Source organism: Rhizobium grahamii CCGE 502 (assembly GCF_000298315.2).
Taxonomy (GTDB): domain Bacteria; phylum Pseudomonadota; class Alphaproteobacteria; order Rhizobiales; family Rhizobiaceae; genus Rhizobium; species Rhizobium grahamii.
On the sequence record NZ_AEYE02000001.1, the window covers coordinates 124,173 to 135,056 of the forward strand.

13 protein-coding genes are annotated in these 10,884 nt (G+C 61.5%); 8 read left to right on the plus strand and 5 right to left on the minus strand.

Annotated features, from left to right (window positions below):
• Positions 1–37: 37 nt before the first annotated feature.
• Positions 38–649 carry a LysE family translocator gene (locus tag RGCCGE502_RS00540; RefSeq protein ID WP_016552209.1) on the plus strand — a complete coding sequence of 204 codons (612 nt, stop codon included), beginning with the start codon at positions 38–40 and terminating at the stop codon, positions 647–649.
• A gap of 1 nt (position 650) precedes the next feature.
• Here the strand turns inward: RGCCGE502_RS00540 and RGCCGE502_RS00545 are convergent, their stop codons facing one another.
• Positions 651–1,178, minus strand: coding sequence for a DUF992 domain-containing protein (locus tag RGCCGE502_RS00545; RefSeq protein ID WP_016552210.1), 528 nt, complete (start codon positions 1,176–1,178; stop codon positions 651–653).
• An 84-nt stretch (positions 1,179–1,262) separates the two neighbouring features.
• Entirely contained in the window at positions 1,263–1,745 is a 483-nt protein-coding gene (locus tag RGCCGE502_RS00550; RefSeq protein ID WP_016552211.1) for an Lrp/AsnC family transcriptional regulator, read from the minus strand.
• A 110-nt stretch (positions 1,746–1,855) separates the two neighbouring features.
• Here RGCCGE502_RS00550 and RGCCGE502_RS00555 point away from each other — a divergent pair, with 110 nt between their 5' ends.
• Positions 1,856–2,395: an RBBP9/YdeN family alpha/beta hydrolase gene (locus tag RGCCGE502_RS00555; protein ID WP_016552212.1), complete on the plus strand. Its 540-nt coding sequence runs from the start codon at positions 1,856–1,858 to the stop codon at positions 2,393–2,395.
• On the opposite strand, the gene RGCCGE502_RS00560 is transcribed toward RGCCGE502_RS00555, so the two are convergent.
• Positions 2,392–3,015 carry an MOSC domain-containing protein gene (locus RGCCGE502_RS00560; protein WP_016552213.1) on the minus strand — a complete coding sequence of 208 codons (624 nt, stop codon included), beginning with the start codon at positions 3,013–3,015 and terminating at the stop codon, positions 2,392–2,394. The two genes, RGCCGE502_RS00555 and RGCCGE502_RS00560, sit on opposite strands and share 4 nt — an antisense overlap.
• A gap of 57 nt (positions 3,016–3,072) precedes the next feature.
• Between RGCCGE502_RS00560 and recR the strand changes: the two genes are divergently transcribed.
• Positions 3,073–3,678 carry a recombination mediator RecR gene (recR, locus tag RGCCGE502_RS00565; RefSeq protein WP_016552214.1) on the plus strand — a complete coding sequence of 202 codons (606 nt, stop codon included), beginning with the start codon at positions 3,073–3,075 and terminating at the stop codon, positions 3,676–3,678.
• Positions 3,679–3,686: 8 nt separating this feature from the next.
• Positions 3,687–4,940 carry a lytic murein transglycosylase gene (locus RGCCGE502_RS00570; RefSeq protein WP_016552215.1) on the plus strand — a complete coding sequence of 418 codons (1,254 nt, stop codon included), beginning with the start codon at positions 3,687–3,689 and terminating at the stop codon, positions 4,938–4,940.
• Between the two features lie 2 nt (positions 4,941–4,942).
• Here RGCCGE502_RS00570 and RGCCGE502_RS00575 read toward each other — a convergent pair whose 3' ends face one another.
• Together RGCCGE502_RS00575 and RGCCGE502_RS00580 are read right to left on the minus strand one after the other, a co-directional pair.
• Positions 4,943–5,398, minus strand: coding sequence for a GNAT family N-acetyltransferase (locus tag RGCCGE502_RS00575; RefSeq protein WP_016552216.1), 456 nt, complete (start codon positions 5,396–5,398; stop codon positions 4,943–4,945).
• An 8-nt stretch (positions 5,399–5,406) separates the two neighbouring features.
• Entirely contained in the window at positions 5,407–7,035 is a 1,629-nt protein-coding gene (locus RGCCGE502_RS00580; protein WP_016552217.1) for an MFS transporter, read from the minus strand.
• Between the two features lie 226 nt (positions 7,036–7,261).
• Between RGCCGE502_RS00580 and rimP the strand changes: the two genes are divergently transcribed.
• From rimP to RGCCGE502_RS00600, 4 genes are all read left to right on the plus strand, one after another.
• Entirely contained in the window at positions 7,262–7,867 is a 606-nt protein-coding gene (gene rimP, locus RGCCGE502_RS00585; RefSeq protein WP_016552218.1) for a ribosome maturation factor RimP, read from the plus strand.
• A gap of 60 nt (positions 7,868–7,927) precedes the next feature.
• On the plus strand, positions 7,928–9,532 hold the full coding sequence (nusA, locus tag RGCCGE502_RS00590; protein WP_016552219.1) for a transcription termination factor NusA: 1,605 nt from the start codon (positions 7,928–7,930) through the stop codon (positions 9,530–9,532).
• Complete coding sequence (locus RGCCGE502_RS00595) at positions 9,532–10,221, plus strand: RNA-binding protein (protein ID WP_016552220.1); 690 nt, start codon at positions 9,532–9,534, stop codon at positions 10,219–10,221. Before nusA ends, RGCCGE502_RS00595 begins: the two co-directional genes overlap by 1 nt.
• 100 nt (positions 10,222–10,321) lie before the next feature.
• On the plus strand, positions 10,322–10,884 hold a 563-nt coding region (locus RGCCGE502_RS00600), incomplete at its 3' end, for a translation initiation factor IF-2 associated domain-containing protein (RefSeq protein ID WP_016552221.1).

The following is a 10,884-nucleotide window of genomic DNA, read 5'->3' on the forward strand; positions in this document are numbered from 1 at the left end:
TGCCATCGCTTCGGTCACGCAACAGGGAGGATTGCCGATGACGTTGACCAGTCTGTTTGTCTTTGCTGGCGCGTTGTTTGTCGCGGCTGGCTCCCCGGGTCCGAGCGTTGCTGCGCTCGTCGCCCGCGTGATTTCCAAGGGTGCGCGCGACGTTCTGCCCTTCCTCGCCGCCATGTGGCTCGGCGAAGCAATCTGGCTGACCTGCGCCGTCGCCGGCTTGGCGGCGATTGCCGAAACCTTCCACTATGCTTTCGTTGCCATCAAGTGGCTTGGCGTCGGCTACCTGCTCTATCTTGCCTGGAAGATGTGGTTCGCCTCGCCCGATAGTGAGGGCGAAACGCTGCCGGAGGCGCAATCACCTGCAAAGCTCTTCCTCGCCGGCATGACGGTGACGCTTGGCAACCCGAAGATCATGATGTTCTACATGGCGCTGCTACCCTCGATCATCGACATCCAGGCCGTAACCATGGTCGGCTGGGCCGAACTCGTTGCGACAATGCTTCTGGTTTTGATCGTGATCGACATCAGTTGGGCGCTCCTTGCTGCCAAAGCGAGAAGCTTCCTCAAGAGCCGGCGTGCCGTGCGCATAGCCAACCGCGCGAGTGCCGGCACGATGGCCGGCGCCGCGGTGGCAATCGCGATGCGTTAGGCTACCTCTGCGAGATGTGACGCTTGGGAGGCAGAGGCGGTGGTGCCGGCGGCACCCAAGTCAGGACCATACTCGCAACGCCTGCTGCGATGTTGAGACCGGACGTGCCCTCAGCCGATACCGGTTGCAGAGCAATCGAGCCTTCAAAACCGCCGATCAGCACATTAGCCCCGACGCCAAGGCCGACGGTAGCATTGGCTGCGACGCCCGCGTAACTGCCCTGCAGCGCTCCGTCGAGCCGATTGGTCGGCGCATAGACGAGCCAGATCATGCCGCCGCCAGCGAGCGTCCCGATATCGACGCCGAATTTGGTGATCGTACCGGTGTATCGTTCGCTTGGCCGATCAGGGGAAGACGGCGTAAAAATGCAGTTGAGCGTCCGTTTGGAGCCGATGATGACACCGAATCCCGGAGATATGTCACAGCCCAACGAGCCGACCTTAACGCGGGCTGCTGCCGGCGTTGCTGATAGGAAGGTAGTGGCTGTTGCGGCGATGACAGCCGCCGCGATAAGTCTTGCGATGGACATGCGAGCCTCCTTCGATTTACACCCCGTGCGTGAAAATCTAGGAGTGTTCTTCGCCTCAGCAAGTGGCGGCGATCGAAATCCGCCTCATGAGTGCTTGCGCGCCAGTTTCAACAGTTCGCGACCGACCGGCTTTTGGGGCTCGCTACGCAACACGAGGGATGTTGTTACCGCACCATAGCGAGCGATGCTGTCGACGATGATTTCAAGCTCGGACGGCGAGGGAACCAGCACCTTCAAGACGAAGCAGTCCTCTCCGGTCAACCTCAGAACCTCGATGATCTCAGGCATTTCAGCGAATTGCTTGAGGCAGGCACGGATATGTTCGTGAACGGTGCGCAGCCGGATGACGGCCATCATGCCAAGGCCGAGGGCCGCGGTATTGATGCGGGCACCGTAGCCCTCGATGATGCCTCGCTCCTCCAGACGTTTTAGCCGCTCGGATGCGGCCGGCTGCGACAGGCCGACCTTTCGCCCCAGTTCGGAGACGGTGATGCGCCCGTCAGCCTGCATGATCTCGATAATCAGCATGTCGGTAGGGTCAAGTTGCCGGCTTATGAAATCAGCCATTTCTGTCTCGCCTTCAATTCATCGGCCATAGGAGCGTTTTCCCGATGATTTCCCATGTCGGTCGCCGACTATCTCACGCAGCTTATCCGTTGAGCAACAGGAAGGAATCGATGCGCGATATCATCACTTTACCCGGCATTGGCGGGTCCGGCGAAACACATTGGCAATCTCGATGGGAGGCGGCCGATGCGCCGCGCATGCAGCGCTTTTCGCCTTCGAGTTGGGATCGACCCGAACTCGACGATTGGATTGCGGCATTGGAACATGCCGTCGCGCAGTCAAGGGCCGAACCGCTTCTCGTCGCTCATAGCCTCTCTTGCCTGCTTGTTGTCCATTGGGCGGCGCGGAGTAGGCATCGTGCCGGTGGCGCCCTACTGGTAGCACCACCAAATCCGACCTCGCCGGCCTTCCCCTGCGAGGCCGCCGGCTTTGCCGATCCGCCCGACACGGCGCTCCCATTCCCGTCTCTGGTCATCGCGAGCAGCGACGATCCTTTCGCCTCGCTCGACTATGCGCGCACCACGGCGAATGGCTGGGGGAGCGAATTCATGGAGATCGGCGCCCGCGGCCATATAAACGGGACAAGTGGGCTTGAGGATTGGCCGCAGGGACGCGTCGCCCTAGCAACCCTTGAGGCGCGCCTGAGCTAGGCGCCGGCCTGCGCGTTCAATATATCGCGAAGCTTGTAGTGGATCGGCGCCGCGAGATAGCGGTCGCGATCCCGCGGCGCGAGAACCTTGCCAAAGGTAGCGATCATTTCCGGCATCGTCACCTTTTCACCGCCGTAGGGGAGATGCTCGACCGGTATTCCGGCTGCAATCGTTCCGCCTTTGATCACACGGCAATAGATGCCCGGCCGAGCCGCCTTGGTGTAGCGCTTGACGAAGCCCGGGTCGCCCATCCGCGCGGCGAAGGTCGCGCAAGGAATCCGTGCGCTGGTGGCTTCCAGAACAAGATCGCAGGCTATGAATCGATCGCCGACCGAGACGATGCTGTTGTCGAGGCCGCCGATCACAATGTTCTCGCCGAATGCGCCCGGCTCGACTGGTCGTCCCAGTTCCGTCGACCACCAGTCGAGCGTCAGCGACCCCTCGAGATAGACCGCCTGGTCGACGCCGCCATGATGCTTGCGGTTACAGATGGCGTCACCGACCAGTCCCTCGGAATCGATAAGCACGCTGCCGCTGATCGGATGCTTGTAGATGCCCGTCTTGTAGCTCTTGCCGGGCAGACGCTCGGCACTGCCGATGCAGACGGCGAGGATTTTCATTCGCTCGGCTCTCCCAACCTGTTTCCGTTTTTCCACCATATGGGCTAATAACCGCTCATGGCAAAGCGAGTCACCGGCCCCGAAATCGAAAAACTGATCCAGCTGTTGGCAAAGGTGCCAGGCCTCGGCCCGCGCTCGGCGCGCCGCGCCGCCCTGCATCTCATCAAGAAAAAGGACCAGCTGCTCGGCCCTTTGTCGAATGCCATGGGCGAGGCCTATGACAAGGTCAAGATCTGCTCCCGTTGCGGCAATGTCGATACGGTCGATCCCTGCACTGTCTGCACGGATGACCGTCGCGACCAGTCCGTCATCATCGTCGTCGAGGATGTGTCCGACCTCTGGGCGCTGGAACGTGCCGCTGCGCTGAACGCGGCCTACCACGTTCTCGGCGGTACCCTCTCACCCTTGGATGGCGTCGGGCCGGATGACCTCAACATTCGCGGCCTGATCGAGCGCGTCACCGCGGGCGGCATTCGCGAGCTCATCATCGCCGTGAACGCCACTGTCGAGGGGCAAACGACAGCACACTATATAACGGACCAGCTGACCGGACTGGACGTCAAGATTACGCGTCTTGCCCACGGCGTCCCGGTCGGCGGCGAACTCGACTATCTCGACGAGGGAACGCTTCAGGCGGCGCTCAGGGCGCGCACGGCAATCTAGGGGGAAGCATGAGTAAGCGCATTTTCGGCCGCCTTTTGACCGCGACGGCGGCGCTGCTGGCGCTGTCATGCACGCCGGTGCTTTCCGCGTCGAAGGCCGATGTCGAAGCGCAGTTCGAGAAATGGGTGCAGAACGATCTCTGGCCGGAAGCACAGAAGAACGGCATTTCCGAGCGAGCGTTCCGTGCGTCGTTCGCCGGTGTCGAACTCAATTGGAGCTTGACCGATCTCGCCCCTCCTGGCTTTCCGCCGCCGAAGGAGCAGAAGCAGACCCAGGCCGAATTTTCCTCCCCAGCCCCCTATTTTAATGAGGATCGGCTGAAGCGGCTGGCTGCCACCGGTCGCGGTTTCGCCGCGCAATATGCCTCGGCGTTGAAGAAGATCGAGAAGACTTACGGGGTTCCCGGGTCGATCGTGCTGGCTGTCTGGGGACGCGAAACGGGGTTCGGCGCCGCCAAGATCCCGAACTCGGCGATTGGGGTCCTGGCCACCAAGGCTTTCATGTCGACCCGCAAGGAGATGTTCCGCACGGAGCTTCTCGCGGCCCTGCACATCATCGATCGCGGCGATGCGACACCGGCGGAGTTCAAGGGCTCGTCTGCCGGAGCACTCGGCCAGCCGCAATTCATGCCGACCAGCTATCTGAAATATGCGGTTGATTTCGATGGCGACGGCCATCCGAATATCTGGACGTCGGTCCCCGATACCCTTGCCTCTATCGCCAACTTCCTGGCGCAGAAAGGTTGGCAGCGCGGACGCGGCTGGGGCTACGAGGTGACTATCCCGGCGCAGGTCTCCTGCGCGCAGGAGGGACCGGATCTCGCCAAGCCGGTGTCGCATTGGGCATCGCTTGGCATTGTCAGGATATCGGGCAAGGCTTTCCCTTCAAATGAAGGCAAGGCGTCCGGGATGATGCTCGTTCCGGCGGGCCGTGACGGGCCGGAATTCGTCGTCACGCCGAACTTCTACGTGATCAAGGAGTACAACAACTCCGATCTTTACGCCCTTTATATCGGCAACCTTGCGGATCGGATTGCCTATGGTTCCGGCGCCTTCCAGGGGCCGTGGGGCGATGTCGGCAAGATGTTGCGCTCCGACGTCGCAGCCATGCAGAAGGCACTGGAGAAGAAGGGCTACGATGTCGGCGGCTCCGATGGCTTGCCGGGCTACAAGACGCGCCGGTCCATCGGCCAGTGGCAGGAAAAGAACGGCATGAAGCCCACCTGTTATCCCGAGGCATCGATGATCGGCAGGTTGAAGTAAACCTAGAGGGTACGCTTCAGCCCTTCGTGGCTCGCGACGAACCCGATCTTCTCGTAGAACCGGATCGACTCCGTCCGCGATTTGTCGGAGGTCAATTGCACCAGGCCACAACCGCGGTCGAGGCAGCGCGCCACCGCCCATTCGATGAAATCGGAGCCAAGACCCGATCCGCGTGCGTCTCTGGCAACACGCACGCTTTCGATCTGTCCGCGCCACATGCCGGTCCGGGAAAGACCGGGAATGAAGGTTAGCTGCAGGCAGCCGACGACGCGATCACGCTCATCGACAGCGACGGCCAGCAACTGGTTGGCATCGGCCTCGATCGCCGCGAATGCTGCAATATACCTGGTATCTGGTGGATCGGAGACGACCTCGCGCGTGGCGCCGAGATCGTCATCGGAAAGTAGGCGGATGATATCGGTGAGATCGGAACGACGGGCAGGGCGGAAGGAATGCATGTCTTGCCTCAATGCAGGTCGATCGGCGCCTTGTAGAAGACGTCGTCATTGGGTGGAATCGCCTGGCGCTCGATCAGCCGGTGCACCTGCGGTAGTTGTTCACCGCGGTGCAGGTCACGCAGCCGTTCGATGTTTTCGGCATCGGCCTGGGTGCGGCGTTGATTATGCCTGATGTATTCGACCCAGGTCGGCGTATGGTAAGTCTCCGTCCACCGCCCCGGCTTTTCGAGGTCGCGCATCAGCGCCCAATTGCGGGCGCCGTCGCGAATGCGGATGCGCCGGCGGTCACCCATCAGCGCCAGAAACTCGGGCACGTCAGCATCTGCGATTTCGTAATCGATCTGGACGACGATCGGGCCGCTACGTGGCGTGATATCAAGACTGAGCGCCGGCTCGGTGAAGCGGTTCAGCGGGTCGAGGTTGAGCGAGGCAAATGCCGGCATGGCAAAGCGCAGCCCGACGACGATGCCGAAGAGCATGACAATGGCGGAGATCAGCAGGGCGTTTGAGACGCCGTATCGGTCGGCGGCCACGCCCCAGATCCAGCTGCCGCCTGCAATGCCGCCGAAGGTCACGGTCTGATAGAGCGACAGCGCGCGACCGACGACCCAACGCGGCGTCGACAGCTGCACGATCGTATTGAACAGCGAAAGCGCCAATACCCAGCAGGCGCCGGATACCACCAATCCGGCACAGGTCAGCGCGGCAATCGGGCTGAAGGCGGCGACGACGGCGCTCAAGGCAAAGCCCGCGAACGAAATCCGTATGATCGTTTCGCTCGAGAAGCGGTCGCGCAGCCGGTCATTCAGCATCGCGCCGCCGATCGCGCCGATGCCGAAGGAACCGAGCATCAGACCGTAGGTCAGCGGGCCGCCGACAACGAGGTTGATCGCCACGATCGGCAGCAGCGCGAGAATGGAGCTGGCGCTGATCCCGAAAATGAGACCACGCAGCAGCACTTTCTGGAGGTTGGGCGACATCGACACGTAGCGGAGGCCCGCAAATACCGCACTGCCGAGTGCCTCTCGCGGCAGGGTGGAGACCGGTAGGTTCGGCTTCCAGCGCACCAGCGCGTAGATCAGCGCAAAGTAGCCCAGCGTATTGACGGCAAAAGCCGCCGCCGCGCCGGCGGCGGCGACGATGACCCCGCCGATCGCGGGGCCGACGCTGCGGGTGATATTGAAGCCGACGCTGTTCAGCGTAACGGCCGCAGGAAGGTCCGCACGTGGCACCATGTCGCCGACGGAAGCCTGCCATGACGGGTTGTTCAATGCCGTGCCGCAGCCAATCAGAAACGTGAAGAACAGCAGAGGCCACGGCGAAAGCCAGCCGAAATAGGCCGAAACGCTGAGCAGTGCGGAGACACCCAGCATGAAGTATTGTGCCGTCAGCATTACCCGGCGTCGGTCGAAGCTGTCGGCAAGTGCCCCTGAAATCAGCGAGAAAAGCATGATTGGCAGTGCCGTCGAAGTCTGCACGAGGGCGACCATGTTCTCCGAGGAGGTGATGGTGGTCATCAGCCAGGCGGCGCCGACCGCCTGGATCAGGCCGCCGAAATTCGAAGCGAGGCTTGCAAACCAGATTGTTCGGTAGGTTTCGTGCCGTAGCGGCGCCAGTGTCGACGAATTGTAAGGCACGATCCCTCCCGATGGCGGTCCCCCGACCAATATATGCCGAAAGATGCCGCTGGCTACCTTGGGCGACCGCCAAGCCGAAGGTTGGCGACGGACCTTGCAATTTCGTAAAAACCGGCCTATATGGCTCTCAAATCTTGATCGTTTTGATGAAGAGTGGGCCGCAAGGACCCGCTCTTTTTTATTACCGCGATCACCAAAATGCAGAAAATTGCGAGGAGCGCATCGCTTGTCGGATCCGACGAACGCCAACAATGAACTTGAGCCGCGGCTGATCACCGAGACCGGTCTCGATCAGCGCCTTGCGGACATAATCGAGCCCGTGCTTGTTGACCTGGGTTACCGTCTGGTCCGCGTACGCATGCTCAATCAGAACGGCGCCACCATGCAGATCATGGCCGAGCGCAACGATGGAACGATGGACGTCGAAGGCTGTGAAGAGGTCTCGATGGCCGTTTCTCCGGTTCTCGATGTGGAAGATCCGATCGATAGAGAGTATCATCTGGAAGTGTCTTCGCCGGGTATCGACCGCCCGATGGTGCGGAAGTCCGATTTTGTGCGCTGGCAGGGGCACCTTCTGAAGTGCGAAACGTCGATCATGGTCGGCAACCGTAAGCGCTTCCGGGGCAAGATCGTTGCAACCGACGCAAACGGTTTCACGCTCGAGCGTGATCAGGTTTCCGAGGGTGAGGAACAGAATATTGTCATTCCGTTCACGGCCCTCGCCGATGCGAAGCTCATTCTGACCGACGATCTGATCCGCGATGCACTGCGCGCCGACAAGCTGGCGAAGGCAGAGGCCGCGAACCAGAATGAAGCGGACGACGAAGAATAACCGATCAACTTGTGGCGCCAGGGACGGGAACCCGGGACGCCTAGACGGAGAGAAAAGACAATGGCAGTCAGTGCGAACCGGCTCGAACTTCTGCAGATCGCAGATGCAGTGGCGCGCGAAAAGGTCATCGACCGCGAGATCGTCCTTGCCGCAATGGCCGATGCGATCCAGAAGGCAGCGCGCTCCCGCTACGGCACCGAGTCCAATATCCGCGCCGACATCAATCCGAAGACCGGCGAAATCCGTCTTCAGCGTCTGCTCGAAGTTGTCCACAAGGCCGAGGATTACTCGACCCAGATCCCGCTCGAACTGGCCCGCGACCGCAACCCGGACGCAGCCCTTGGCGATTTCATCGCCGATCCGCTGCCGCCGATGGATTTCGGCCGCATCGCCGCCCAGTCCGCCAAGCAGGTTATCGTCCAGAAGGTTCGCGAAGCCGAGCGTGATCGCCAGTTCGACGAATTCAAGGATCGCGTCGGCGAAATCGTCAACGGCACCGTCAAGCGCGTCGAATACGGCAACGTTATCGTCGATCTCGGCCGTGGCGAAGGCATCATCCGCCGCGACGAAATGATCCCGCGCGAAAACGTCCGCTATGGCGATCGCGTCCGTGCATACGTATATGACGTTCGTCGCGAACAGCGCGGCCCGCAGATCTTCCTGTCGCGTACGCATCCGCAGTTCATGGTCAAGCTCTTCACCATGGAAGTGCCGGAAATCTACGACGGCATCATCCAGGTGAAGTCCGTTGCCCGCGATCCGGGTTCGCGCGCCAAGATCGCCGTGATCTCGAACGACAGTTCGATCGATCCGGTTGGCGCCTGCGTCGGTATGCGTGGTTCGCGCGTTCAGGCCGTTGTTGGCGAACTCCAGGGCGAAAAGATCGACATCATTCCGTGGTCGCAGGACCCGGCGACCTTCGTCGTCAACGCCCTGCAGCCGGCTGAAGTCGCCAAGGTCGTTCTCGATGAAGATGCCGAGCGCATCGAAGTCGTGGTTCCGGACGAGCAGCTGTCGCTGGCCATCGGCCGTCGCGGCCAGAACGTTCGCCTGGCATCGCAGCTGACCGGCTGGGATATCGACATCATGACGGAAGCCGAAGAATCCGAGCGCCGTCAGAAGGAATTCAACGAGCGCACCAACCTGTTCATGGATTCGCTCGACGTCGACGAAATGGTCGGCCAGGTTCTGGCCTCCGAAGGCTTTGCGGCTGTTGAAGAACTGGCTTACGTCGATCTCGACGAAATCGCCTCGATCGACGGTTTCGACGAAGACACGGCGCAGGAAATCCAGACCCGTGCTCGCGAATATCTGGAAAAGCTCGAAGCCGAAATGGACGAAAAGCGCAAGGCGCTCGGCGTTTCCGACGAACTGCGCCAGATCGACGGCATGACCGCCCAGATGATGGTCGCACTCGGCGAAGACAGCATCAAGACGATCGAGGACTTCGCCGGCTGTGCCGCTGACGATCTCGTTGGCTGGAGCGAACGCAAGAACGGCGAGACCAAGAAGTTCGAAGGCCTGTTCTCCAAATTCGACGTTTCGCGCGTCGAGGCCGAGCAGATGGTCGTTCAGGCTCGCCTCGCGGCTGGCTGGATCACCGAGGAAGACCTCGCCAAGGACGCGGAAGCCGAAGAAGCTCCCGAGGCCGAGCAGGAAGTATAATGTCCGCGCGTGAGCCGACCGTTTCTCCTGAGGACGACGATCTTGCAGGATATGACGTGAATGGTCGCATGTGCATCGTGACGCGCGAAAGCGGATCGCCGGATGAGCTGATCCGCTTCGTTGCCGCTCCGGATGGGACAGTCATCGCCGACCTGAAGCGCCAGCTTCCGGGACGCGGCTGTTGGGTGAAGATCGACCGCTCGCTGGTCGACAAGGCCGTGGCGAAGAAGCTCTTCGCCCGTGCGTTGAAAGCGGATGTGAAGGCGGCAGCCGATCTCGGTGAAACCGTCGGGATGCTGCTAGCGCAGCAGTTGATGCAGATGATGAACATGGCCCGCAAGGCGGGGCAGTTCGTTACAGGCTCCGCGAAAGTGGATGCCGCAGTCAGGAGTGGGGCCGCGATTGCGGTGTTCCACGCAACGAATGCCGCCGAAGATGGCGTGAGAAAAATCGACCAGGCCCGCAAGGCCTGGCACCTCGGAATGGAGACCGAGGAGGAAATACCTTCCTACCGTCTCTTCTCGGAGAGCGAAATGGAAGGCCTGATGGGCCAGAACGCTTTTATCCATGCTGCAGTGCTTGCAGGGCAGGCGGGTGAGGGTGTAGTGAAGCGCGCAAAGATGCTCGAACAGTACCGCAACGGCGGTCAGTCCCGGGCAGCGGGCGGCGCTGGCCGGCAAAAACAATGATGCGGTCACCGGCTTGTCCGGCCCCGATATCATTGATCGACATACTTGATTGACAGGGTTTGATGACGTCATCGCTCCCTGTCCGAAGGAACGGGAACGAATGACCGATAGCAATGACGACAAGACACTGAACGGCCCGGGCAAGAAGACTCTGACCCTGAAGCCGTCGGGAATGAGCCAGGGCACCGTGCGCCAGGACATGGGCCGCGGGCGCACCAAGGCGGTCGTTGTCGAGACCCGCAAGCGGCGTCCGATGCGTCCGGAAGACGAACGCCCGATCACCCCCGTGAGCTCCGCCGCCGCCCCGGTACGCACCGAAGCCGCTCCGAGCGCGCATCAGCCGCGTGCACCGCAGGCTCCGCAGCCGCGCATCCAGCCGGCCGGTGGCCAGCAGTCGCGTCCGCAGCAGCCATCTTCTCAGCCTCCGCGCCAGCAGGATCGCCCCCGTCCGGTGGTTCTGAATCATCTGTCGCCTGAGGAAATGGATGCACGCCGCCGCGCGCTCGCGATGGCGCAGGTTCGCGATGCTGAAGATGCGGTTCGCCGCGCCGAAGAAGAAAAGCGTCGTGCCGCTGAAGAAGCTGCGCGCCAGGCTGCCGAGGCTGAAGAAGCCAAGCGCCGCGCTGCAGAAGAAGCTGCCGCCAGTGTAGCGGAAGCTGCCGC